This window comes from Pedobacter zeaxanthinifaciens (assembly GCF_003313335.1).
Taxonomy (GTDB): Bacteria; Bacteroidota; Bacteroidia; order Sphingobacteriales; family Sphingobacteriaceae; genus Pedobacter; species Pedobacter zeaxanthinifaciens.
This window is the reverse complement of sequence record NZ_QMHP01000009.1, coordinates 45,351-70,895: the sequence shown is the minus strand read 5'-3', so window position 1 is coordinate 70,895 and position 25,545 is coordinate 45,351. Positions and strand designations below refer to the sequence as shown.

27 protein-coding genes are annotated in these 25,545 nt (G+C 38.2%); 10 read left to right on the top strand and 17 right to left on the bottom strand.

Annotation, left to right across the window (positions count from 1 at the left end):
* Nucleotides 1-23: 23 nt before the first annotated feature.
* Entirely contained in the window at nt 24-407 is a 384-nt protein-coding gene (locus tag DUT68_RS13985; protein WP_113638836.1) for a DUF3037 domain-containing protein, read from the bottom strand.
* Nucleotides 385-1,188, bottom strand: coding sequence for a HipA family kinase (locus DUT68_RS13980; protein ID WP_113638835.1), 804 nt, complete (start codon nt 1,186-1,188; stop codon nt 385-387). The genes DUT68_RS13985 and DUT68_RS13980 overlap by 23 nt, the downstream gene beginning before the upstream one ends.
* Nucleotides 1,189-1,296: 108 nt before the next feature.
* Between DUT68_RS13980 and DUT68_RS13975 the strand changes: the two genes are divergently transcribed.
* The 3 genes from DUT68_RS13975 (at nt 1,297) to DUT68_RS13965 (ending at nt 3,521) form a co-directional block, all read left to right on the top strand.
* Nucleotides 1,297-1,917: a phosphatase PAP2 family protein gene (locus tag DUT68_RS13975; protein WP_113638834.1), complete on the top strand. Its 621-nt coding sequence runs from the start codon at nt 1,297-1,299 to the stop codon at nt 1,915-1,917.
* Nucleotides 1,918-2,218: 301 nt separating this feature from the next.
* Complete coding sequence (locus DUT68_RS13970; RefSeq protein ID WP_113638833.1) at nt 2,219-3,109, top strand: helix-turn-helix transcriptional regulator; 891 nt, start codon at nt 2,219-2,221, stop codon at nt 3,107-3,109.
* On the top strand, nt 3,096-3,521 hold the full coding sequence (locus tag DUT68_RS13965; RefSeq protein WP_113638832.1) for a DUF983 domain-containing protein: 426 nt from the start codon (nt 3,096-3,098) through the stop codon (nt 3,519-3,521). The genes DUT68_RS13970 and DUT68_RS13965 overlap by 14 nt, the downstream gene beginning before the upstream one ends.
* Before the next feature lie 62 nt (nt 3,522-3,583).
* Here the strand turns inward: DUT68_RS13965 and DUT68_RS13960 are convergent, their stop codons facing one another.
* From DUT68_RS13960 to DUT68_RS13920, 9 genes are all read right to left on the bottom strand, one after another.
* Nucleotides 3,584-3,808 (bottom strand): hypothetical protein, encoded by a 225-nt coding sequence (locus DUT68_RS13960; protein ID WP_113638831.1) that lies wholly within the window; start codon nt 3,806-3,808, stop codon nt 3,584-3,586.
* A gap of 138 nt (nt 3,809-3,946) precedes the next feature.
* Nucleotides 3,947-5,194 carry a sulfate adenylyltransferase subunit 1 gene (locus DUT68_RS13955; RefSeq protein ID WP_113638830.1) on the bottom strand — a complete coding sequence of 416 codons (1,248 nt, stop codon included), beginning with the start codon at nt 5,192-5,194 and terminating at the stop codon, nt 3,947-3,949.
* A 148-nt stretch (nt 5,195-5,342) separates the two neighbouring features.
* Entirely contained in the window at nt 5,343-6,248 is a 906-nt protein-coding gene (gene cysD / locus DUT68_RS13950; protein ID WP_113638829.1) for a sulfate adenylyltransferase subunit CysD, read from the bottom strand.
* A 488-nt stretch (nt 6,249-6,736) separates the two neighbouring features.
* Entirely contained in the window at nt 6,737-7,438 is a 702-nt protein-coding gene (locus DUT68_RS13945) for a phosphoadenylyl-sulfate reductase (protein WP_113638828.1), read from the bottom strand.
* Between the two features lie 4 nt (nt 7,439-7,442).
* On the bottom strand, nt 7,443-8,954 hold the full coding sequence (locus DUT68_RS13940; protein ID WP_113638827.1) for a TSUP family transporter: 1,512 nt from the start codon (nt 8,952-8,954) through the stop codon (nt 7,443-7,445).
* A complete protein-coding gene (cobA, locus tag DUT68_RS13935) occupies nt 8,938-9,705 on the bottom strand; it encodes a uroporphyrinogen-III C-methyltransferase (protein WP_113638826.1) in 768 nt (255 codons plus the stop codon). Before cobA ends, DUT68_RS13940 begins: the two co-directional genes overlap by 17 nt.
* A gap of 180 nt (nt 9,706-9,885) precedes the next feature.
* Entirely contained in the window at nt 9,886-11,979 is a 2,094-nt protein-coding gene (locus DUT68_RS13930; protein ID WP_113638825.1) for a HEPN domain-containing protein, read from the bottom strand.
* 270 nt (nt 11,980-12,249) lie between these two features.
* On the bottom strand, nt 12,250-12,687 hold the full coding sequence (locus DUT68_RS13925) for an RrF2 family transcriptional regulator (protein ID WP_113638824.1): 438 nt from the start codon (nt 12,685-12,687) through the stop codon (nt 12,250-12,252).
* Nucleotides 12,688-12,878: 191 nt separating this feature from the next.
* A complete protein-coding gene (locus DUT68_RS13920; RefSeq protein ID WP_113638823.1) occupies nt 12,879-13,388 on the bottom strand; it encodes a very short patch repair endonuclease in 510 nt (169 codons plus the stop codon).
* 457 nt (nt 13,389-13,845) lie between these two features.
* On the opposite strand from DUT68_RS13920, the gene DUT68_RS13915 reads away from it, so the two are divergent.
* Complete coding sequence (locus tag DUT68_RS13915; RefSeq protein ID WP_198659601.1) at nt 13,846-14,631, top strand: sensor histidine kinase; 786 nt, start codon at nt 13,846-13,848, stop codon at nt 14,629-14,631.
* On the top strand, nt 14,628-15,371 hold the full coding sequence (locus DUT68_RS13910) for a LytR/AlgR family response regulator transcription factor (RefSeq protein WP_113638821.1): 744 nt from the start codon (nt 14,628-14,630) through the stop codon (nt 15,369-15,371). Before DUT68_RS13915 ends, DUT68_RS13910 begins: the two co-directional genes overlap by 4 nt.
* A gap of 6 nt (nt 15,372-15,377) precedes the next feature.
* Here DUT68_RS13910 and DUT68_RS13905 read toward each other — a convergent pair whose 3' ends face one another.
* A complete protein-coding gene (locus tag DUT68_RS13905) occupies nt 15,378-16,826 on the bottom strand; it encodes an ATP-dependent DNA helicase (protein WP_113638820.1) in 1,449 nt (482 codons plus the stop codon).
* Between the two features lie 134 nt (nt 16,827-16,960).
* Between DUT68_RS13905 and DUT68_RS13900 the strand changes: the two genes are divergently transcribed.
* From DUT68_RS13900 to coaD, 3 genes are all read left to right on the top strand, one after another.
* Nucleotides 16,961-17,782: a DUF3822 family protein gene (locus tag DUT68_RS13900; RefSeq protein ID WP_113638819.1), complete on the top strand. Its 822-nt coding sequence runs from the start codon at nt 16,961-16,963 to the stop codon at nt 17,780-17,782.
* Nucleotides 17,773-18,306 (top strand): RsmD family RNA methyltransferase, encoded by a 534-nt coding sequence (locus tag DUT68_RS13895; RefSeq protein WP_113638818.1) that lies wholly within the window; start codon nt 17,773-17,775, stop codon nt 18,304-18,306. Before DUT68_RS13900 ends, DUT68_RS13895 begins: the two co-directional genes overlap by 10 nt.
* Nucleotides 18,307-18,369: 63 nt before the next feature.
* On the top strand, nt 18,370-18,831 hold the full coding sequence (coaD, locus tag DUT68_RS13890; RefSeq protein ID WP_113638817.1) for a pantetheine-phosphate adenylyltransferase: 462 nt from the start codon (nt 18,370-18,372) through the stop codon (nt 18,829-18,831).
* Here the strand turns inward: coaD and DUT68_RS13885 are convergent, their stop codons facing one another.
* Entirely contained in the window at nt 18,832-19,251 is a 420-nt protein-coding gene (locus DUT68_RS13885) for a hypothetical protein (protein WP_157960870.1), read from the bottom strand. It abuts the gene before it with no gap.
* Nucleotides 19,252-19,263: 12 nt separating this feature from the next.
* On the bottom strand, nt 19,264-19,875 hold the full coding sequence (locus tag DUT68_RS13880) for an NUDIX hydrolase (protein WP_113638815.1): 612 nt from the start codon (nt 19,873-19,875) through the stop codon (nt 19,264-19,266).
* Here DUT68_RS13880 and pyrE point away from each other — a divergent pair.
* Both pyrE and DUT68_RS13870 read left to right on the top strand, forming a co-directional pair.
* Entirely contained in the window at nt 19,874-20,527 is a 654-nt protein-coding gene (pyrE, locus tag DUT68_RS13875; RefSeq protein ID WP_113638814.1) for an orotate phosphoribosyltransferase, read from the top strand. The genes DUT68_RS13880 and pyrE overlap by 2 nt on opposite strands.
* Nucleotides 20,528-20,554: 27 nt before the next feature.
* On the top strand, nt 20,555-20,953 hold the full coding sequence (locus tag DUT68_RS13870; protein ID WP_113638813.1) for an SRPBCC family protein: 399 nt from the start codon (nt 20,555-20,557) through the stop codon (nt 20,951-20,953).
* A gap of 426 nt (nt 20,954-21,379) precedes the next feature.
* On the opposite strand, the gene DUT68_RS13865 is transcribed toward DUT68_RS13870, so the two are convergent.
* From DUT68_RS13865 to DUT68_RS13855, 3 genes are read right to left on the bottom strand one after another with little or no spacing between them, the layout of a single operon-like run.
* Nucleotides 21,380-22,243, bottom strand: a complete 864-nt coding sequence (locus tag DUT68_RS13865) for a hypothetical protein (RefSeq protein ID WP_113638812.1) — start codon at nt 22,241-22,243, stop codon at nt 21,380-21,382.
* Between the two features lie 25 nt (nt 22,244-22,268).
* Nucleotides 22,269-23,960 (bottom strand): amino acid permease, encoded by a 1,692-nt coding sequence (locus tag DUT68_RS13860; protein WP_113638811.1) that lies wholly within the window; start codon nt 23,958-23,960, stop codon nt 22,269-22,271.
* A gap of 18 nt (nt 23,961-23,978) precedes the next feature.
* A complete protein-coding gene (locus tag DUT68_RS13855) occupies nt 23,979-25,541 on the bottom strand; it encodes a flavin monoamine oxidase family protein (RefSeq protein ID WP_113638810.1) in 1,563 nt (520 codons plus the stop codon).
* Between the last annotated feature and the right edge of the window lie 4 nt (nt 25,542-25,545).

The window sequence follows — 25,545 nt, the reverse complement described above, 5'->3', positions numbered from 1 at the left end:
TCCGGATGGAAGCCGCATTTATCTTATAGCACCAATTCTGCCATCAATTTATTCAAGGTTTCTTCCGCATCTACACAAAAACCCGGATGAACTTTGGAACACTGCACAACCGTACTTCTTGTAGCGGTTAACCATCTAAAGCGCCCAGCTAAATCTAACATGCCAATTGGGCCAGCAGCTTTGCCACCTTTACAAATCGTTACTATAGCATCCAAATTACGTTCAATAGTATCTAATTCCAGTTGGCAATTTAAAGCTACTAAACGCTCAGGAAATACCTTAAATGCCGCATTAAGATATTTCAGCTTTGCGCAGTACATGATAATCCCTACATTAATAAACTCTTCGCGTTCTACCCTTGGCATCACCCGAATTACTGCATACTCAAATAAGTGCTTGTCTTGCATTTTCGGCTTCATTTACAAAAACAGAAGAATTTTGAATTCGAGTATTTAAAAATTGGGCATAAGCCTCACGCTGCTGCGCAGCAGTTTCAAAGCTACGCTCATCTAACCACTCCTCGGGAATTAGGGCTAAAATATTGTGAATAAGCTGAGGTGTGAGCAAAGCCTTCATTTCTTCATCTATGGCATTCAATTCGCTAGCTTGTGGCAATAGTACATGGTCTTTAACTAACACAAAGGGTCGTTTGGCTTGCTCTTCCCAGTTTTGCCAAGTATGATGAAAATACAAAGAGGCACCGTGATCAATTAACCACAGCTCCTTATGCCAGTACAGCATGTTGGTATTTCTAGCAGTACGGTCCATGTTGGTCAGCAGGCAATCCATCCAAACTATTTTAGATGCTAAAACAGGCTCAATTTTAGTGATGGTTGGGTCGTAAGTAATGGCTCCCGATAAATAATGCAAGGCTAAGTTTAAGCCAACACTGGCTTTTAACAAATCTTGGATTTCCTCATCAGGTTCTGTTCGTCCAAAAGCTTCATCCAAATTTGCAAAAACAAGCTCAGGCATCCTTAAGCCCAATGCTCGGGCAATTTCACCACCAATAATTTCCGAAATCAATGCTTTGTGCCCCTGCCCTGCGCCCCTAAACTTCAATACATACAAAAAGCCGTCGTCGGCCTCGGCAATGGCAGGCATCGAGCCGCCTTCGCGTAAAGGCGTAACGTAACGGGTAACATTAACTGTTCGCAGATACAAGCTATTTTCGTTTGTAGTTCCCATAAAAACCAAAGGTACACTAAAGATCACCTAACCAAAAAAAATCGTTACACTAATTAATAGCTGCGTGATAAAACAGATATTTGAGAAAACCCATTTAAAAAATCACCGATGATGCCATTAAAAAAACACTTACTGATCAGTTCAATTCTACTGCTGCTATTCTCAATTCTAGCTTATTTTGTATTGCAGTATCCTGTTAATAAAATTGATACCAGTGTTTCGCAATTTGTGCAGCAATTCAGAACACCCGCGTTAGACCAAGTGATGATAGTAATTAGCGCATTTGGCAACCTTAGTATTGCATTGGCAAGCTTACTCATTACCGCTGTGCTTTTGATGGCCAACAAACTTAAACGTGAAGCAATATTTGTAAGTTGCATCGCCTTTACTGGCATTATCACCTTTGTGCTCAAGCGAGTGTTTGATCGTCCCCGACCTACCTCTGATTTAGTAACCTTGATTGATCATTACCAAAACAACAGCTTTCCAAGTGGCCATACACTTTCCTACATCGTATTTTTTGGATTTTTGATTTTCCTGATGAAACAGCTAACATCGTTACCACAATATTGGCGTACAGGCATTACTGCGTTAGCTTACTTCATGTGCGTGGCCGGACCAATATCTAGGATTTATTTGGGAGCGCATTGGCTTACCGATATCATTGGAGGTTTACTCATTGGATTGTTGTTTTTGCAACAGCTGATATGGTATTACAAAAGGCCCTAAAAAAGAAATGGAGATAGAACCGAAGTCCTACCCCCATCATCTAAATTAACGCTCTCGAGGACAAATATACGGCAGATTTTGATAATGCAAAATATTTCTACATTTTTTTTTTAAAAAAGTTATCACTTAAAGAAGTACCTCCTACATCCAAAAATCTTTAAAAGTATTTTTATCCATAAAAAACCTAAAATTTAGCTGATAAAATTCATAGCATAAGTAAAAAATACCATTTAATAAAAATAAAACACCATAAAGCATACATACAATTTTGATACATTTGTGACAATTAATTTTTACTAGAATGAAGAAAAACATTCCTGTTTACGACATCAAATATTTTTCAGCGTATAAAAACGATGGAATACTGGTAAGCAGGTTTGGAACTTATGCACAACAGCACCAGCATTTACATACCGCACACCGCCACAGCTTCTACCATTTAGTATTTTTCACCAAAGGCGAAGGCAAACATCAAATTGATTTCGACACGTTCGACGTTAGGCCCAATTTGATTTATTTTATGGTGCCCGGACAAGTGCACAGCTGGAATTTCACCAGCGAACCCGATGGCTACATCATCAACTTTTCAGCTACTTATTTTAGCTCGATTTTATTAAAACAAGATTACTTGGGAAAATTCAGCTTTTTCAGCGGCACCACTAACCAACAGGTGTTAAATTTAAACGAGCGGTTGAGCAGCAAAGTAACTGGTATCTTTGAGGATATTTTAAAGGAAGGCGAAAACCAAAAGCCCTGGAATGATGATTTGGTGAAAGTTTTATTATTGCAGTTATTTATTGAAATAGAAAGAACAGTAAATGCCGACCAACACTTACCCAAAAACAATTACAACGACACTATTTTGAGAAATTTCCAGCAGCTTATTGAGCAAAATTACACTAACTTAAAGCTACCTAAGCAATATGCGGAACTGTTATACATCACACCTAATCATTTAAACGCACTTTGCAATGAATTTTTAGGCCTGTCGGCAGGTAAGTTAATTAGAAATAGAATTATTTTAGAAGCCAAAAGATTGCTTGTTAACCTTGATTTGAGGGTGGCAGAGGTGGCTTTTAAATTGAACTTTGAAGATCAATCTTACTTCGTTAAGTTCTTCAAAAAATATGAGGGCATTACACCCGATAAATTTAGAAAACAATATATCTCAGATCCTTATGGAACAAAATAAAAAACACCCCTACTATATTTCGCAATGGCATGGGTTTTCACACGCAAAATGTCCTCGCTGTAGAGTTGGCGATGCCTTTACTGGCACTACCTACGGATTTAAAGTCCAAAAAATGAACGAATATTGCCCACATTGCGGTTTACGTTTCGAACGTGAGCCGGGTTATTTTTATGTTGCAATGTTTGTAAGCTATGCGATGAACGTAGCAGAAATGGTTACTGCATCGGTAGCGGCCTACATTTTTGGTTTAGGGCTGGAATACGAAAACCTGTGGTATTTTATTGCGGTATTGTTTGTAACTACCTTGCTGTTTTCGCCTTTCAACTACAGGTATTCCAGAATGGTTTTACTGTACTGGCTTTCTCCAGGTTTACACTATGAACCTGATCGCAGTGCACCTAAGCAACAATAAAAAAATTGGGCTTGTAACTTTACGCTACAAGCCCAATTTTTATTTCCAAGATATTCAAATCGCTAAAAGATAGCGTATTTGTAGCTTACCATCTCATCCCATTTTTGCTCAGCTAATTTCGCCTTAGAGATACCGTTCTTTTCGTCGTGAGCTTGTTTTTGCGCTTTTTCCTTACGCTGATCAACATAATTTTTAGCTACTGTTGAAGTGTAACTTCTATCGGTAGTAGTACTGTTCAAATGCTTGCTTTGGTTAGTTTCGTCAAGTAAAATAGAATTATCAGCCATTGTTGTAAGTGTTTTTAGATTTTAATCACTCAATAAACAGCGGCCGAGGTAAAATGTTTTAAGTTTATACATCAAAAAACAAAAAAATTGCCCAGCCATTGGCCAAGCAATTAAAATTTCATCAGCGATGCAAAAATTTTAACCTAAAGCCCTAAACATTGCAGCGCCTACAGTTAAATTTGTTCTACTATCAATTAAAATAGCTGAACCATTTGCTTTATTCTCGTTATAAAAATCAAAAGGTAATTGGTCGGCAGTTTTAAGTACAACCCTACCAATGTCATTCAATTTAAATTCATCCGCAGATTGCTTTTCCAAGGTATTGATATCTACTTTGTAAATCACTTCGGCCACTTTACACTTGGTAAGTTTGCTGTTGTGTTGCAGTAAATAAGTAATGGATGTATCTAAACCTTTGGTGTCCATCCAACATAAATCAGCCTCAATAAGCTTACTTTCTTGTGGCATAGCCGATGAATTTACCAGCGTATCACCACGGCTAATATCAACATCTGTAGCTAAATGCACCGTTACCGATTGACCGCTAGTTGCTTCGCTTAGCTCCTTATCAAAAAACTCAATTTTGCTAATGGTAGAGCTTGCACCCGAAGGCAGCACGGTAATTTGATCACCTACCTTGAAAGTGCCACTTGCAATCCTTCCAGCGTAGCCACGATAATCATGCAATTCATCAGTTTGTGGCCTAATTACCCACTGTACAGGCATACGAGCTTTATCTGATTGTTGTTGCACCGTAGTATCAACCGTTTCTAAAAAATGTAATAAGCTAGCGCCTTGGTACCAGTGCATGCGTTCAGAAGAATGCACAATATTATCACCTTTTAAGGCGCTCACCGGGATATAAGTAACCTGATCAAGTTTCAATTCCTGCGCAAGTGATTTATATTTTTGTGTGATGGCGTCAAAAACTGTTTCGCTATAATCCACCATATCCATTTTGTTAATGGCTACAACCACTTGCTTAATGCCAAGCAACGAAACTAAGTAGGAATGCCTTATGGTTTGCTCCACCACGCCATTTCTAGCATCAATTAAAATAATGGCCAAGTTAGCAGTAGATGCCCCAGTAACCATATTTCGAGTGTATTGAATGTGCCCAGGCGTATCGGCGATGATAAACTTGCGCTTCGCTGTCTGGAAGTACTTGTAGGCGACGTCAATGGTAATTCCCTGTTCCCGCTCAGCACGTAAACCATCAGTTAAAATGGCCAAATCCACTGTTCCATCATCGTTTTTTCGATTCGCATTTTGAATAGCTTCCAGTTGATCAGCTAAAATTGAATCTGTATCGTAAAGTAAGCGACCAATCAATGTGCTTTTGCCATCATCTACACTGCCCGCCGTAAAAAATTTAAGTATGTTCATTATCGTATTTTGATATTAGTAGTTAGTATTTAGATAACCGATTCATCTGTCCAATTACATGATTATAACGGTAAATTTTGATGTAAGCAGTTAACATGGATAGTAGAACAATTTGTCTAACTACTAAAAGCTAACTACTAAATACTCTTTAAAAATATCCCCCCTTTTTCCTGTCTTCCATTGCTGCTTCCGAAACCTTATCATCCATACGTGCACCACGTTCCGAAATTTTCGATTGGCTAATTTCCGCAATGATATCGTCTATCTGATCAGCTTCTGATGCAATTGCAGCGGTACAAGAAATATCGCCAACGGTTCTAAAACGCACCTTTTTTCGCTCCACAACATCCTCATCATCCATATTCAAGTATGGCGATGCGGCCATCAGCTGCCCATTACGGGTAATCACATCTCTTTCGTGAGCAAAATAAATACTTGGCAATGCAATGTTTTCTCTGCGGATGTAGTTCCAAACATCCAACTCCGTCCAATTACTGATTGGGAAAACACGTACGTTCTCCCCTTTATGGATTTTTCCATTGTAAATATTCCACAACTCAGGGCGCTGGCGCTTGGGATCCCACTGACCAAATTCATCTCTTACCGAAAAGATTCGTTCCTTTGCTCTGGCTTTTTCCTCGTCTCTTCTGGCACCGCCAATGCAAGCATCAAACTGATATTGCTCAATAGTATCTAACAGCGTAACCGTTTGCAGCGCATTTCTGCTGGCATTTTTACCCTTTTGCTCAACCACCTTACCTTCATCTATTGATTGCTGCACCGAGCCAACAATGAGCCGCTCCCCTAAACGCTCTACCATTTCATCACGATAATCAATAGTTTCCTGAAAGTTGTGACCGGTATCAATATGCACCAGCGGGAATGGAAATTTACCAGGCCTAAAAGCTTTTTCCGCTAAACGTACTAAAGTAATAGAGTCCTTTCCACCCGAAAATAGCAGCGCAGGTTTCTCAAACTGCCCAGCCACTTCCCTCAAAATGTGGATAGCCTCCGCTTCAAGCTCATCTAAATAATCAAAATTATATTTATTCATCTTCTACTTTTTGTATTTGAAAAGCAAGGTCAATCGCCTTTCGGTATCATTAGTCCCGCTATTCGTTTCATGTTTGTGTTTTCGACAAGCTCAAACTGACAAACATTTCACTACTATCGGGTTTAGTTTTCACTTTTCTCTGCCCTTGGTATCCGTCTTAGCCATCCTGTCATTCTGAACGCGGTGAAGAATCCATTCAAATGTTCAATAGATCCCTCGTTCCTCGGGATGACAAGGAGCGCCTCGGGATGACAAGCAGCGCCTCGGAATGACAGGGAGTTCCTCTTTACGACAAATAGCGTACCCCCCTCTTGCCATTGGCATCTTCCTTTTGGCACCCTGTCATTCTGAACGCAGTGAAGAATCTATTCAAGCGTTCAATAGATCCCTCGTTCCTCGGGATGACAAGGAGCTTAACCTTTCCGCTAATTCCTAATCCCTTGCCCCTTATTCCTAATCCCTGATCCCTGATCCCTGTCTACTGTCCCCTAAGAAGCAGCATGCAACCCACACTCTTTCTTACTTTGATCTTCCCACCACCATCTACCGGCCCTAAAATCTTCACCTTCCCTCACCGCTCTTGTACATGGCGCACAACCAATGCTCGGAAAACCTTTGTCATGTAATGTGTTGTATACGATATTATTCTCCTTAACAAAGTCTTTCACTTCAGCAAGCGTCCAATCAAAAATTGGATGAAACTTAATGAGTTGGTTTGCTTCGTCCCACTCCAAATCTTCCATGTGCTCACGGTTGGCGCTTTGTTCAGCCCTAATTCCAGTAATCCAAATCTCATTACCAGCCAATGCCCTTTTTAAAGGTTCAATTTTCCTGATAAAACAACATTCCTTTCTGTTCTCCACACTTTCGTAAAAGCTGCTAGGGCCCTTAGCATTCACCATATTTTGCAGCAAATCGCTTTGCGGAAAATAAGCATGAATAGGCTGCTGGTATATTTCTAATGTTCTGTTCCACACATAATAAGTTTCCGGAAAAAGTCGTCCTGTTTCCAAAGTGAACACTTTAATAGGGATTTGATTAGCGAATATCAAATGCGTAACTACCTGATCTTCCCAACCAAAACTGGTAGAAAAAACAATCCTATCTTTATATGCCTCAGCTAAATACTTCAATTTTTCAATGGTATTTAGTCCGTTAAGTTGCTGCCTAAGCGCTATCAAATCTTTCATCTTCCTAAATCAACTTTAAAATAAATAAGGTTACACTACGTAAACTTACCAGCATTACAATAATGCCTACAGCCACCATAATTGTTTTGGCCGATATTTTATTGGAAACCTTAGCAGCTATAGGCGCAGCTAAAGCGCTTCCGATGATTAATCCTAAAACGGCCTCCCAATATTTGCCACCAAGCATGGTAAAAAACGTCAAGGAGCTTAAAGTGGCAATAAAAAAACGACTAATTTTTACTGTACCCAATGAAAATAAAGGATGTCTGCCGCCGGCAATCAAACTTGAAAGTACAATAGAGCCCCAACCTCCACCGAAAGCAGCATCAATAAAACCACCAATAAATCCTAAAGGACCAATTTCTTTAATTTTCTCGTTGTTCTTTTTTCTTTTTAGGTTAAAGGCCTTCATCAAAATCACTGCACCCAAAAACAAAGTATAAACACCTACAATTGGCTTCACGTAAGCGCTGTAATGTTCCAACGAAGAAAGAATATAAGCACCTAATACTGCTCCTACGATAGCTGGAATAATCAGTATCTTGAACAACTTCCAGTTTACATTTCCCATTTTGTAGTGCATCCAGCCTGCAATGCCGTTGCTCATCACTTCGGAAATATGGATGGCCATACTTGCAGATGCAGGCGGCAAACCCATGGCCAACGAAAAAGATGCGGAGGTTACGCCATACGACATCCCAATGGCACCATCAATCATTGCGAACACAAAACCTGCGCCTAAAAACCAGTAAAACAAAGGATCAATATGCGTTAAAAACGATTGAAACTCTGGCTCCGTTTCCCACAAAGTGATACCAACCGCAGCAATAAAAGCCACCGCCACCAGCCAAATAAGCCATTTGATATTACGTTCGGCAAAGCTCTTTTGAGGATTTACCAAGCGCTCTGTTACTTTATTGAGTTTTTTAACCTTTGATGCAAAATCTCCATTTAAATTTTGTCTCAAAGCACTCATGTTTTGCAAAGTTTGGTCAAGCTCGTTAGGAATACCTTCGTTTAAAATTTCCTTTAAGCGCTTTGCTATAGTTGGCGACTTACCATTGGTAGAAATTGCAATTTTTAAATCTCCTTTTTGCACCACCGCCCCCAAATAAAAATCACACAGATCTGGCTTATCAGCAACATTAATTAACAAGCCTTTGGTATGGGCCAAATCTTTCAACTGTGCGTTAAAAAGGTTATCGTTTGTGGCAGCAAACACAATATCAATCTCTTCCAAATCATCCGCAGAGAAGTCTTTTTGCTTTATCGTTATGCCTTCGTTTACTTTTGCCAGCTCATAAAAATCGGGATGTACGTCTTTAGCAACTACAGTTACCTGCGCCCCATTACAATTGTTCACAATGGCGGTAATTTTTTCTAAACCCACCTTGCCAGCACCAACCAAAAGTGTACGCAGCTCATTCAGCTTAATAAAAGCCGGAAAAAGCTGGTTGCCATGGCTGTCGTTTGGCAATAAATCCACTGTGTTATTGCTTTTAGGAGATAGCGGCATATTGCTTAATGATATTTTTAAATGATGGATGTAAGGAAACTACTTCACCAAATATGAGCAATGCTGGCGCTTCAATTTGCGCTTCCTCTACCTTAGCCTGCAACTGTTCAACTGTAGCAACCACTAGCTTTTCATTTTCAGTAGAACCATTTTGCACTACCGCAGCTGGTAATTGTGCTTTGCCAGCGGCTTTAAAAACGCTTACAATTTGTGCTAATTTCTTCAAGCCCATTAAAATGACTACCGTAGCATTAGAATTTGCTGCCTGATAAATATCGTCGGAAATTTGTCCGTTGGTTGTAGTACCCGTAATTACCCAAAAACTTTCGCTCAAACCGCGGTGCGTAACCGGGATTTGCTGTAAAGCAGGTACACCTATGGAACTTGAAATACCGGGAATAACAGTTACAGGAACAGCGTAAGAGGCAGCAAAGTCCAGTTCTTCATATCCCCTACCAAACACAAATGGGTCACCTCCTTTTAGGCGTACCACGTGGCCATAATTCAAAGCATAATCCATCATGAGCTGGTTAATTGCCCCCTGCGAATGCGAATGCTCTCCAGAACGCTTACCTACGTAAACTTTGATGGCAGCTTCAGGAGCATGTGCCAACAAGGCCTCATTAGTTAAAGCATCGTACAATACCACATCTGCAGTTTGTAAAGCTTTTACACCTTTCAATGTTAACAGTTCTGGATCACCTGGACCTGCGCCTAACAAAGTTATTTTTGGTGCTATATGTTTGTTCATTTTGTTAAAATTTTGAATGAATAAATGACTAAGTGAGTGAATGAGTGAATGATTGAATGAATAAATGAGTGAATGAATAAATTGCACTGTTCAACTAATTGCAACTCACTTTATCACTTTATCATTTCACTATTTCGTCATTATATTATTAGTCATCGTCCATTCCAATTATTATATCATCTAGTTAGCCAACTCAACAGCTCGCTTTGCTTTTATTTCATTTAAAAACGCTTCGGCCTGTGTGTAATAAGCGTTAGCAAATTCTGCTGATGGTTCGTTTTTATTAATTTGAAAAACTAAATCTGCAAAACTTTGCCCTAAATTAAATTCGCCACTTTCCACGTATTGGTTGTCAAATTCCTTGATTACACCGGCCTGTGTACTTGCGTTTACGCCTTTATCCAACAGTAGTGATTTCGCCGCACTTACCATCGCTGCATAAGTGTGATAAATTGCATCAGCGTAAGCGCCATGATGAAGTGAAGCTTTAGCCCAACCGAATTTCTCATCGGCTTCAAGCAATAAAGTAGCCACCAAATCAATCACCACACCAGCACATTCGCCTACACCAATTGCCGTTGCAAAGGTTTCTTCATGTCCCCAATCCACAAATTCCTCAGCCTGTAAGTTGCTTAAATCTGCCAATGGCTTCAATAGCTGATAAAAGTGGTCCTTGCCTTGCCTATCATAATATTGATGAAAGTTTTCCTCGGCATTTCCGTTGGCCTTAAAGTCATTAAGCAAATAATGCAAAACGCCGGTAGCACGTTTAGACGGAACTTTGATTACTCGCTCCGCCACTCGGCCTTCGCCGTTGCCAACAGTACCACCACCTAACATTACTTGCACTGCTGGTACTACTTTGCCATCCGCTTTAACAGAACTTCCGTGGAAGCCAATTTCGGCCAAGCCATGTTGACCACAAGAGTTCATGCAGCCACTAATTTTAATGTTGAGGTTTTTATGGTACACAAACTCTGGAAAATCATGGTAAACCACTTCCTCTAAAACTTCAGCCAAGGTCATGCTGTTGGAAATGCCCAAATTGCAGGTATCAGTTCCTGGGCAAGTGGTAATATCAGCTAAACTTCCAAAACCTGCCTTAGCAAAACCTAAGTTATTAAGCGCAACATATAATGATGGCAATGCCTCTTTACGTACAAACTTGAGCAGCAAACCTTGATTTTGCGTAATTCTAATTTCATCTGCAATAAACGGCCTAACCGCAGCAACAAATGCTCTCGCTAAATCAGTTTTGATATCACCTACCGTAACTTTTACATAAACCGCATAAAAGCCTTTCTGCTTTTGAGGAACTACATTGGTTGCCAACCAAAGCTGATAGTGATTTTCATCAGCGATGGTTACAGTTTCAAAAGCCTGCTCAACCGGAGCTACTGGTTGCGGCACTGCTGTGATATCTACTTTGAAACTTTTTACTTTATTAGCGATTTTTTCCGCTTCTACTAATCGGATTACTTCATCCAACCCAAGTTTCTGCACCAAATATTTTAAGCGGGCTTTATTGCGGTTGTTTCTTTCGCCATATCGATCAAAAACTCTAAGCACCGCTTCCGTATATGGAATAAGCTGATCTTCAGGCAAAAATTTCTGTACCGCATTGGCTAAAAATGGTTGCGCTCCTAACCCTCCGGCAAACATCACCTTAAAGCCTCTTTCTCCTTTTTCATTTAATTTTGGAATAAAACCCAAATCATGGATATAGCTATAGGCCGTATCTTTATCACTCGAAGAGAAAGAAATTTTAATTTTACGACCCATTTCCTGACAGATAGGATTACGCAAAAAATAAGCGAAAACTGCATGGGCATAAGGAGAAACGTCAAATGGTTCCTCGGGATCAATGCCAGCATTTGGCGACGAAGTCACATTGCGAACAGTATTACCACATGCTTCTCGTAACGTAATATCATCTCGCTCCAATTCAGCCCACAATTCTGGAGTTCTATCCAAACTCACATAGTGGATTTGAATATCCTGACGGGTAGTTAAATGCAAATTACCACTGCCGTATTCATCGGCTACATCGGCGATACGCAACAATTGTTTAAAGGTAATTTTACCAAAAGGCAATTTGATACGCACCATTTGCACTCCCGGCTGACGTTGGCCATATACCCCTCTCGCCAAACGTAAGCTCCTAAATTTTTCTTCGTGGATTGTTCCCTCTCGAAAGGCTTTTATCTTACGCTCTAAGTCGATAATATCTTGTTCTACAATTGGATTTTCGAGTTCTGTTCTAAAACTTTGCATGGATGCTGGTTGTGCTTTATTCAAAAAATGCCTCTCTTTTTGGAGAAGCATCTATGTTCAATTTCTTTATAAAAATGATATACGTACTTCTTCTACCTCGTTTTGCAACAGTGGTTCATGGTTGATTGTGGCATCAGACAGTACTTAAATATCAACTTCATCCGTCAAATATATAAAGTATATAGGAATAGTAGTAATTATTTTTAAAGATTTTTTGACAACAACAGTTTGACGTTTGTTATCCTACTGATATACAGTAATTTGTTGAAATTACAAATCTAGCTTTAATTTGTCTTCCCTAGCAATTACATCTGCAATGCTAGTTTCGCCTAAGATTTTAAGGGTAGCATCCCTCACATCGATGAAAGCACTTCTGATGCCGCAGGTCACCTCGTCAGTACATTCATCACACTTGTGATAAAAATTTAAGCTTGCGCAAGGCAGCATAGCTACGGGACCATCAGTAAGGCGTAAAATTTGAACTAAGAAAATTTCTTCTGGTTTTTTGTTAAGGCTATAACCGCCTCCGGCACCTTTTTTACTATACAAAAATCCAGCATTTCTTAAATCTAAAAGAATTTGCTCTAAAAACTTTTTTGGAATACGCTCCTCCTCTGCAATCTTCGAGATTTGCATTGGCGGCAAGTCAATGTTTTTGCCCAGCGCTACTAGCGCCTTAATGGCATATTTGGTCTTTTTAGAAAGCATGACTGCAAAGGTAATAATTTTTAGGTTAGTTAGTTGTTTAGTTGGTTGGTTGGTTTTTTCGTTGTTTAGTTGTTTAGTTTTTTGGTGATTGGTTATTGATTATTGGTAATTGGTAATTGGTAATTGTTAATTGTTAATTGATTATTGGTGATTGATTATTGGTGATTGACCTTTGGTTATTATTCCCTTTTCTATTCGTAATTCTCGGGAATGCGTTGTTGTTTTGCAGCTTCAATATACAATTGGATTTGATTGACGCAGGCTGCCAGATTTCCCTTAATATCATGTTCCCAAAATCGCATCACTACGTAGCCCATTGCTTGCAGACTCTTGTTCACAAACTCATCTCGCTGCATGTTGCGTTCAATTTTAGGAATCCAAAACTGCTGATTACTTTTAGGTTTGCGCTCTTTCCATTGATAGCCATGCCAAAAATCTCCGTCAATAAAAATAGCTAAATGATACTTGTCAATCACCAAATCAGGCTTTCCTACCAAATCGTTACGATGTATACGGAAGCGAATGTTTTCTTTCCACAGCGCTTTTCTCAGCAAAAGCTCGGGCTTACTGTTGCTCCCCTTAATTTTAGCCATGGTTTTACTGCGTTGCTTAGTAGTGTAAAAACCAGCGCTTTCTTCAAAACGTGGGACTTTAATAGCATCTTGTTCTAACGGCAAATAAAATTTGGGCTGTTTCTTCATTATGTCGCTAAGTTAATTATTTCGCTATCACCACTCATCGCTTTAAAAACACAGTTAAGGTTTCGAAATATGCTAACCATCCTTTAAACCAACTTTAATGCAATTACAATTCACATCTTTACAACAAATCTACTACTACTTATTGTTTTGATATTGTATTTTTACTTGCATTGAAATGGCACTTACTTTAAAGAAAATCCTCCGACATCGAATTGTTCGACAAAACATCAAATATATTGGCGTAGGTGTTTTGGTGGGGGTTAGTTTAAGTTTGCTTATTGCAGGGCTAAACGGTAAAGGCATCGCTGCCCGACAAGTATTTTTCAATATACTGTTTAGCATTTTTATCAGCTTGGGTATATCCAATATATTTTCAATCTTTCAATGTTATAGCAGTAGACTTACACGTAATTTTTGGCAGTTGATATTGTTGTACTATCTGTGTAATATCTTGGGAATGATCGTAGGAATAGAAATTAGCTACTTCATCATTTCGCTTTTTTACAATATCAAATACGAAGCATTTAATCACCTACAGGATTATCGTTCGATTTCAGTAATTGTGCTAATTGTGGGCACCATTATGCTGCTTTACCATTTACAAAAACGCAATGCGGAAAATGCGCTGAAAGCCAAAGAAGCCGATTTAATTAAAATCAATCAGTTAAAAACCGAGGCCGAATTGCAGGCACTTCAGTCGAAAATTAACCCACATTTTTTGTACAATGCCTTAAACGCCATCACCAGTCTCATTCACGAAGACCCAGATAAGGCGGAGGATATGACGATTAAACTTTCCAAACTTTTCAGATACAGCATCAACTCGCAACATGAAAATTTTTGCAGTTTACAAGAAGAAATTGATATCCTAAACACTTATCTCGCTATTGAGAAAGTACGTTTTGGAGATAGGATCAATTTTGATATCGACACCGACAATACACTGTCACACATGCAATTTCCACGCTTTTTACTACAACCGCTTGTTGAAAATGCGTTAAAGCACGGCTTAAAAGATACCGCAGAAAATGGACTTCTAGCGGTTAAGGTAATCAAAGAAGATAATCAAGCACATATTTTTGTGAGAGATAATGGATCGCCTTTTCCAACGGAATTAATTGCAGGTTACGGACTGCAAAGCACTTTTGATAAGCTAACGCTGCTTTATCCTAACAGCCACGAAATTGAAATGAGCAACGAACCTATTAAACAAATTAAAATAACCATTCCTTTAAGCGCATGACCTGGAAAACCATTATTATTGAAGACGAACAGTTAGCACGCCAACGCCTCAAGCGTTTACTAAATAACTATAGTGAAATTGAAATTATCGGAGAAGCCGAAAATGGACAGCTGGGCCTACAGCTTATTGAATCTTTACGGCCCGATTTGATATTTTTAGATATTGAGATGCCAGTGCTTAATGGGTTCGAAATGTTGGCCAAACTAAAAGAAAATCTACCTAAAATAGTTTTTACTACTGCATACGATCAATATGCAATTAAGGCTTTTGAGGAAGGTTCTATTGATTATTTGCTAAAACCTATTGAGTTAGAACGGTTAGACAAAACCATCCTTAAATTAAAACAAAGCAATTTAGCTAAACCAGCTATCGCGATAGAAGATTTACTTCAGAAAATTAAAGGAAAAACCAATTTAAAAACGCTTACGGTAAAACTAGGTGACAGAATTTTATTGATAAAGCTAGAAGATATCATTCATGCGCAAGCAGAGGATAAGTATGTGTTTCTGCACACTGCGGATGGCAAAAAACACTTAACGGATTACACCCTCTCGAATTTAGAGGAGAAGCTTCCCGAAGATTTCCTCCGTATCCATAGGAGCGATATCATTAACACCAACCATATTACAGAAATTAGAAGGGGATTTAACGGAGCGTTGATATTTGTAATGAGTAATGGAGCGAAAGTAACCTCCAGCAGATCAAACAGCGAAAGTTTAAGAGAAAGATTTGAAATTTAAAGAGCTTTAATCTTCATCGAAGACCTTTTCGGCAAATAAATCTTTACTAAAATTCACCAAAAACAACTCCTTTTTTGCACGTGTTACTGCAGTGTACAACCAACGCATAAAATCAAGGTCAACCATGTCCTCAGTTAAAAAGCCTTGATCAACAAATACCGCTTCCCATTGTCCGCCTTGCGCCTTGTGGCAAGTCACGGCGTAAGCAAATTTAATTTGTAAGGCATTGTAGTACGGGTCTTGCTTAATAGCCAGTTGCCGTTCTTTTCTATTCACAATATGCTCATAGTCCAACAACAGCCCTTCGTACAATCTTTTATTAGCTTCGTAAGGTAAATTTGGACTTTCGATTTGAAGCGTATCTAAAAGTACCTTGCAAGTAATGGCGCCCACATCCGGAAAATCCACCAATTCCAATTGAACTTCCGCAAACCTGAAGCCGTAACGTTCCTCTTCCCTCCTCACCCTAATAATTCTGGCCATATCGCCATTGGCAATAAAAGCTGTTTCATTATCATCAGGCAACCAAAAGTAGTTATTCCGCACCACCATAATGTAGTCGCCACCGCTCAACTCTTCATCTCGGTAAAGTAATCGCGACCTAATTTGATTGTTGTAAATATTAGCCGATTTGTTAGACCTACAAACCACCAACGTATTTTCTAAGCCATATTTACCGTAAGCATATTCTAAGCCTTCAACAAACTTCAATCCGGTCATACGGAAAATATCCTTAAAGCCTTTGGTAATAAATTTTGGCCATTCAGGCTCTTCATCGTAAGTATTTACTAACTGCCTTAACATGGTGGCATTAGCCAAAATACCTGATTTTTTCTCCTGACGGACCACTTCGGTCAACTCAACAGTAGCTACATCCAACTGAAAATTACTTTGTAAATACGCTGGATTTAAAGCAGGGCTGTCTGTACTTCCCACTGGCGGCAACTGCGCAGTATCGCCTACAAATAGCAAAAAACAATTCTTATCGGAGCCATCTGGAGCAGGCTGAAAAACAAATTCAAGTAAATCTCCCAAAAAAGTTGTGCCACTTTGAGAGTTCCATTCATCTGCAATCATGGAAGCCTCATCAACAATAAACACCGTATTTTTTGACAGGTTAGGTGCCAGTTGAAATACCATATCTAGGCTTACCGCATTCTTCTTTCGGTAAATTCTTTTATGTATGGTCAGCGCTCTTTTCTGCGTATAGTTGCTCATTACCTTGGCAGCCCTCCCTGTAGGTGCCAATAGCTCCGATTTTAAGCCGAACTTTGGCAGTGCCTTCACCAATGCCGCTACAGAAGTGGTTTTACCAGTACCTGCATAACCTCTGAGCACAAAACATGCATCTTGATTGGGTTTACTTAGAAATTCAGCTACCTTTTCGCAAAATTCCAGCTGTTGTTGAGTGGGTGTAAAAGGGTAAGCTTGGGCAATTACGCTGGCTTTGGTCATATCGCAAAGATAACAAACCATTTCAGTTGGAAGTTTACATTGACGTAAACGCAGCTGTAAAGTTGTGGCCAGACTTCAACTATTGAACAAGTAAACCACCGAAGCAAAGTAAAAATTTGTTATTTTTGTGATAGATGAATAAGAATAGCATTTTATTAATTGATCCAAATTTTGAACCGGCCAACAGTTCTAATTTAAATTTGCTGATAAAAATAGGTGTCGATACTTTTTCTTATAGCATAGCTGATGAAGAAAAAGAACTGGTACACGCTGTTTATGATGAACAAGAGTGCGAAGACGGATTGGAGAAGTTCAAGGAACGCTTAAAATTGGATGCTTACTTAAAACTACCTTACCAATCGGTTAAGGCAGCCATTTATACGCCAAACTTGGTTTTCGTACCTAAAGCTATTTTTGACCAGGATCAGGTAAAGCTGTATACACAATTTTTTGTTGATGCAGATTTACAAAACATATACGTACAAAGCAGCGAACAGCAAGATTTTAATTACATTTTCGGCATTTCAAGTGCCATTGAAAAGCTTCTTACAGCAACTTGGGAAAATGTAACACTGCTTCCTTATGATGCTGGTTTACTGGAAAACACCAAAAACGAAAACAGTAACGTTATTATCGATTTTACTGTAGGTTCTTTCCAGTTTCTTTATTTCAAAGATAGCAAGCTAAACTTCGTACAAAATTATCAGTTTGATGGCATTGATGAACTGACTTATTATTTATTGCTAATCATCAGTCAATTGGGTATAGATACCAAACAAACCGCATTAAAAGTTTGTGGTATTATCCATCAAGGAGATGAGAAGTGGAACCTGCTGTTACAACACTTTAACAATGTTGATTTTTTGGTAACACCAACGCCTTTGGATACCAATATTTTGGACGATATGCCGGCCCATTACTACACTAGCTTACTTGCTTTACAACAATGCGGATAGTTGGCGGACGTTTAAAAGGCCTGCAGTTTCATGCTCCGGCGAAGTTGCCAGTTAGGCCAACTACCGATATGGCCAAAGAAGCACTATTTAACATTTTGCTGAACAGCTACGATTTTGAAGCGTGTAAAATACTCGATTTATTTACGGGAACGGGTAATATCAGTATCGAATTTGCATCAAGGGAGGCTGCAAGCATCATTGCTGTAGACAAGCATCCTGCTTGCATTGCTTGGCTAAAATCGGTGAAAGAAAAGCACCAACTTCATAGCATTGATATTCGCAAAGCTGATGTTTTCAAATTCTTGGGACAAACCAACGAAAAATTTGATATCATTTTTGCCGACCCCCCTTACGATTTGCCTAATATTCCGTTACTGCCACAATTGGTAGCACAACACCGTCTTTTAAATGATGGTGGCGTATTGGTGGTGGAGCATCCATCGATGTTGAAACTAAACCAACAGCCGGGTTACGTAGAAACCAGAAAATATGGGTATTCATCCTTTAGCTTTTTCGCTCCGTAGAGCCATTCGCCTGAAACTAAGTATCACTAAAAATAATCAATTCAACAGCTAATAAGTTCAAACATGAAAATTGCTTTATTTCCCGGTTCTTTTGATCCAATTACCATAGCTCACGTAGATATTTTGACGCGTTCCCTACCCCTGTTTGATAAAATTGTGGTTGGTATTGGGTTAAATAGCTCTAAGCAAAATTTTCTTTCTGCGGAGAAAAGAGAAGAAATTGTAAGAAGCATATTTTCAGGAAACCCGAATGTGGAAGTGCAAACCTACCAAGGCCTAACCATTGATTTTGCAAAAAAAATTGGCGCTAACTATATGGTTAGGGGCATACGCTCTGCTGCCGATTTTGAATACGAACGTGCCATTGCACAAATTAACAAAAGCATGATGCCTGAGGCAGAAACCATTATCTTATTAAGTCGACCAGAGTATTCAGCAATTAGCTCTACTATTGTTAGAGATATTTTGAGGAATAACGGTGATGTAAGCCAATTTGTGCCAAAAGAAGCACTGCGTTTTTTGTAGTTACTGCAATAAATAAATCACATTGTTAGTGCCGCTTGTGCCAGGCACCGCTTTAATGTATTTGAACTGTGTTTTATTTTCTTCCGTAACGTTAAATTTCTGTCCATCAATGGTGAGCTCCTTCGTTTGTTTGTTGAAAATATAACTTACCGTTTTTGTAGTAGCCGTATTGCCATCACACTTTTTTGTACCGTAAGTAATCACTAAAGTACCATCTGTTTTAAACAAAAAAGTATCATCTTGTTCACATTCCGGCACAGCGTAGTAGCTGCTAGCACCACTTGGATTGGTAGCAGTATTCAAATCTTTTAAACCCAGTCTCCAAGTTTTTGAAGTTAATACCTCAATAATTTCCTCACTTTCATCCTTTTTACAGGCGAAAACAAGCAACATAAGCGCTAACGCTACAAATCTTTTCAATGCAATCATAATTTAAAGCAACTGCTCACTCTTTAAAACGTCGGTAATTAACGGATAAGTATTTTTAATTTTTGCTTTTATTTCATGTGGAGCTACCCATGCAGCTTCGGTAATCCCCTCCTCAGTTTGCGGGATCAATTTCGGGCTTCCTTTTACGGTCATATGGTACCAGCTGGTTCTTTTTAAAATAACTTCGTTATTCATCTCATACACATGATACGTTTTACACACCCGATCACCCCGCTTATCAATTTTAACGCCACACTCTTCTTCCACTTCTCTCACTGCTGCATCCTTAACTTTTTCACCTTTATCTACTTTTCCTTTCGGCAAATCCCACTTTTTATTTCTGAAGATAAACAAAAATTCGTTTTTGGCATTGGTAACCAATCCCCCGGCGGCTTTAATTACAGTTAACTCCTTTTTAATTTTTTTAAATACTCCTTCCGGATTTTTACAAAGCAGCAAATAATTTTTCTTCTTGCTGCTTTTGAGGTTTTTATAAAAATTTTCGAAACCAAAACCCTCTACTTCAATTTGTTGTATCTTTTCAACTTGAAGCGGAATTTCGCGAGTTATAAACAAAGTGTTATCGTTAATATAAATTCTGTATTTTTGCGCCATGTACAATAAAAGTGATATTGAATTAAAGGTAGCTGAATTTTTGTTACAAATTAAAGCAATTAAATTACAACCTGCTAATCCATTTACGTGGGCTTCTGGCTGGAAATCCCCAATTTACTGCGATAATAGAGTAACTTTATCTCACCCTTCGGTTAGAACTTACATTCGTCAAAAATTGGCTCAATTGATCCAGGAAGAATACGGTGCAGTTGACGTAATTGCAGGTGTTGCTACTGCGGGTATTCCTCAAGGTGTATTGGTTGCTCAGGAATTAGGTTTGCCTTTCATTTACGTAAGATCAAAAGCAAAGGAACACGGCACTGGCAGTTTAATTGAGGGCGAAGTAGTAGAAGGACAAAGAGTAGTAGTTATTGAAGATTTGATTTCTACAGGAAAAAGCAGCTTGCAAGCAGTAGAGGCTTTGCGAAATGCGGGCTTATCTGTGGCTGGTTTGGTGGCTATTTTCACTTACGGTTTCCAACAAGCGGATGATAACTTTGCTGCTGCTAAATGTAGATATTCTACACTTTCAAACTACAAAGCATTAATTGATTATGCGGCAGAACACAGTATCATCGCAAAATCAGACATCGATTTTCTTAATAAATGGCGTGAAAACCCGGCTGAATGGGGCCAAGGAGCGGCAGTTTAATTAGCTAACACACAATAACCTAAATAAATGACTATCATTGAAAGTAACGCTGTAATTAATTTGCCTGTGGCGCAGGTATATCAATTTCTTGCTGATTTGAATCATCACCAGCAATTAATGCCCGACAATATCTACAACTGGTCGTCCACAGCTGATACGGCTAGCTTTACCATTCAGAACATGGCCAAATTGGCTATTCATATTGCTGAAAGGGTAGAAAATGAAAAACTGGTTGCAATTCCTACGGAGAAACCGCCATTTGATGTTTCTTTGCAATGGTCAGTTAGCGATAATGGCGATGGAACTACTACCGCAACACATACCATCTCAGCCGATTTGAATATGATGATGAAAATGTTGGCGTCGGGCCCGCTACAAAAACTGGCCGACTATCAAACGCAAAAACTGAAAGAAATTTTAGGATAAAAAAAGGAAGTTCAAAAGACTTCCTTTTTTTATGCTTTCAGTACTGTGTTTTGACACCCGCGAATATCAAATGGTTGCTAAACCTCTTCTTTCTTAAAAAAGTTCAGCATAAAAAAATACATCAGCGCAAAAAGGGTTATAATTACTCCAAAAAAACGTGAAATTAGGTTCATATCTTTATGAACTAGAAATCACATAAAAGGTTTAATTGCTTGAAATCAATTTTTGAATTTTTAACAAATTTAATCTGGTTTTAACTTTTGTTAACTTAAACTTGGCAAAGCTTGACTTTAATAAAAGATTCAGTTGTAATTAGTGTGCAACCTATAATTACACACTAACAAACTTAAATATTCAAAATCTATTGAAGAATCTTCATTTAGTGTACATTAATGCTTTGTAAATACTTCAATTTGCAGAATGTACTCACTTTGAAAATTTAAAACTCACTCCAAACACAAAATAGTTTTTGTAAAGGTCTTTACTGCCTTCTGGAATTGCATTTTCTCTTTTTGCTCCATTGTGCGTGTAATTTAACCAAATTGGCATTTCTAGCTTATCACTTAACTTGAATTCTTTAGTAAGTTTTGCACCCATATTCACAAAAGAAACCTTATCTGGATCGCCATAGCTGTAGTATAACGCTTTGTTATTTAACACTGCTCCAATTACTGGGGAAATATTAAAACCTAACGGTAAATCCTGAGAATAACCTACTTCTGCATAACTGGTAAAATTTTGCTTGCCTTTTATGTCCTCATCATTGGCATACTTGTAATCATTGCCTGCTATCAATGTACTCCAAGTAAACCATACAGGTATTTTAGTTTCTGTAAAATCAAACATCAGCATTAAGTCTAAAGTATTTGCGCTGGTATTTCCAAAATCAAAAAGTTTGTTGCTCACACCTTCCATTTTCTCTACAGTTGGCCAATAATACCACTGTAAAGAAGTAGTAAAATAATCTGTAAATGCGTAATTGGCGATGAAATCAATTTCTTGGTACCCATTTGGGTCTATTTCGTTTTCTTTATAATTTTTATTTTGAAAATTCGTGGTAGTCCAAAATCCCAAAGAAAACTTATCTGTTAAGTTATAATTTCCATACAACTGAGCCACCGGAGATTTACCTCCCCAAGATTGTCCTCGCCAAATGTATCTAGAAGCTAAATCTAGGTTCAAATCCCAAGTTCCTTTTACAGCTTCTGTTTTGACTGAGTCTGACGTTTTTTCTTGCGCAAATAGCGATGTAGTGCACAATAGTGCAATGAATAAAAATAGTTTTTTCATGGTTTTTGTAGTAGTTTTAGGTTATTTACTTTATAAGATTATTTTGGTTTAGTTTACTTTTTTTATGTCCATAACTGATGTATATCAACAAGCCTATCGCCATCCATATAAAAAATCCAATCCATGCGTTAGATGGTATTTCTATCATCAGGTACAAGCAACTTAATGCGCCCAAAATAGGTATCGCATTCATCCTCCTAACTACAGCACTTATACATAAAACAGAAAATATAAGTGTGAAAATGAAAAACAAAACTTCACTCAGTCCTTCAGACCCCACGTTGAGAAAAGCACTAATAACTTTATCTTTCATAAAATAGAAAAAAAGCACAAATACGATTGGAACCACGTATAAGGAATTGACGTAGGGAATAGAAAACTTGTTGCTTTCCTTTTTTATTTTTGGAAGTAAAAGAACGCCCAAACAAACCAAAACAAAAGCAAATAGTGTCCCGATACTCGTTAGATCTGCCACCAAAGAAGAGGGCATAAACAATGAGGGAATACCAACTAATAAGCCTGTTACAATGGTTGCATAGGATGGGGTTTTATATTTTTTATGAATTTTAGAATATCTTTTTGGCAATAATCCATCACGGCTCATACTCATCCAAATGCGTGGCTGCCCAAGTTGGAAAACGAGCAAAACAGAGGTCATGGCAATAACCGCAGAGATAGAAATAATATAACTTACCCATCCTAGATTTACTTTCTCGAAAACATAAGCTAGTGGATCTTCTACATTTAATTCCTTGTAACTTACCATTCCTGTTAACACTAAAGAAATGAGTATGTAAAGTACGGTGCAAAGTATCAAAGCATAAATCATTCCTCTAGGAAGATCTTTTTGTGGATTTTTACATTCTTCGGCGGTGGTAGAAATTGCATCGAAACCGATATAGGCAAAAAACACAGCTGAAACGCCAGCTAAAACACCGGACATTCCATTTGGCATAAAAGGCGACCAATTAGCTGGTTTCACATAGAAAAAACCTAAACCTATAACTAATACAATGACCAGCATTTTGAGAATTACCATTGCATTAGATAGTTTCTTGCTTTCTTGAATTCCTACATAAGCTACCATTGTTATAAGACCTACAATAATGAAAGCCGGAAGATTGATAAGCAACTTATGCCCAAAAAAATCTGGACAATCTGCAATGAACTTTGTTGCGTCTAAAGCTTGTCTTTTCATCTCTGGTGTTATTTTATGACCAGCTTTTATAGCATTTTCGAGTACAGTAATTGGTTCGTGTGCTGCGCAATATCCCCTCGAAAGCCAGTTTGGCAAGTGTAGCCCAAATCCTTTTAGTAAATTATTAAAATAACCGCTCCAGCTAATTGCTACTACGATATTTCCAATAGCATATTCTAAAATGAGCGCCCAACCTATAATCCAGGCAAAAACTTCACCGAATGATACATAAGCATAGGCATAAGCTGATCCACTTTGTGGAACTCTGGATGCAAATTCTGCATAGCATATTGCAGAAAAACCACAGGTAATGGCAATCAAGACAAATAAGACGGAAACACCTGGCCCACCGTGATAGGAAGCAAAACCAATAGTAGAAAATACACCCGCTCCTATTACTGCAGCTACGCCCAATAGTGTTAAATCAAGCACGCTTAAACTTCGATTCAATTTTTCATGACCATCGTCAAGAGATTCACCATCTCGAATCAATTTTTTTCTAAAATTTAAAAACTTCATAGGTTATTTTATTAATGATTATTTTGTGATTTTTGAAATAGATGAAGCGATATTTTGCACTGCTTTTTTTGCTGTTTCTATGGCACCATTCATAAAGCCTTGAAAATCATCTGAGCAATGTTCTCCAGCAAAATAAACGTTATCTATAGGCCTAGAAACTTCTTCTCCGTACTTGGTCCATTGTCCTGGTTTGAAGGAAGAATAGCTGCATTTAGAAAACGGATTTAGTGGCCAGTTCATAAATATAAAGCCGTCGTTTTCTTTGGAATGATTTTGTGTTGCAGCAATAGCTCCCGGAAAAATAGTATCGAAATAACCAATATATTTTTCTCGTAAACTTGGCAGTTGCTCTTTTTGACAAAGTTTCATGGCATCATCTCCGCCAAAATAAAAAGTATAAGTACCTTGCGAAATGCTGGCGTTTTGTAACTGACTGCTATCAAATCCGTTATGTATCACATTATTAAATAAGTAACCTTGATATCCTTTTTCTCGCCAAACTTTTTTATCGAACTTTTGTATAAGTTTTACGTTGGTTCCATAACCTAGTTCTTGAATACAATTCTTCTTATTTTCGGTTATATTTTTAAGTTCAAGCGGAATATCTTTGAGAATAGTGAACGGAATCGTGATTAAAACGTATTTAGAAGAAACGATTTTGCCATTAGTAAAATGCAGAGAATATGTTCCGTTGGATTCTGTAACCTTTTGTAATTTGTGTTCTAAGAAAACCTGATCTTTTACTTTTTTTGCCAAAGCTTCCGTAAGCGTACTGCTTCCACCTTTTATTTTCAGAACCTCATTACTTACTCCAAATACTTCAAATGTTTTTCCTACCTCTTGCAGCATCATACTTAGAAAATTGATTGCAGATTGCTCTCTTATATTTCCTCCGTATTCAGATTCGTATGCTTTTTCTAAGCATTTTATAAACCATTCATCGCCATCTAAAGATGCAAAATACTTATCCAAAGGCGTGTTGTCTATGGTTTCGTTATAAGCAACGTCTTTTTCAGACTTATTTTGATCCTCTATAATTTTCGGAAGGATTTTTTTGTAAGCATTTACCACTTCCTCATCAGAATAAATTTTTCCGTTGTAGAAAAAAGTATCTTTAATGAGTTGATCTGTTCTTACATCTATCGTAGAGATAGAAAATTCTCTAAGATAAGTCAGAAGATCGGCGTGTGTAGTATCTACAAACTCTCCGCCGCAATCTGTGGTAAGTCCATTAATGAAATCTCTTTTTGTTTTTACTCTTCCTCCAGTTCTTTTATCCGCTTCAAAAACCTTGAATGGAATTCCCATTTTTTGGAGTTCATAAGCTGCAGAAAGTCCGGCAATTCCTCCCCCTAAAATTGCCACAAAATCATCTTCGCTCAGTTTTTCTTTGCAAGAAAAATTAATGAGTGCAGGTGCAACCACTAAACTTCCTGTTGCTAATGCTGAAATTTTAAGAAATTTTCTGCGATTATAATTTTCAAGATAACCGTTTACTAAATCCGGGTTTTCTTTTTTGAGTTCTAGCAAGGCTTTTCTATAATAGCCCAGCAAAGAGTTGAGTAAAGATGAATGTGCCATAAAT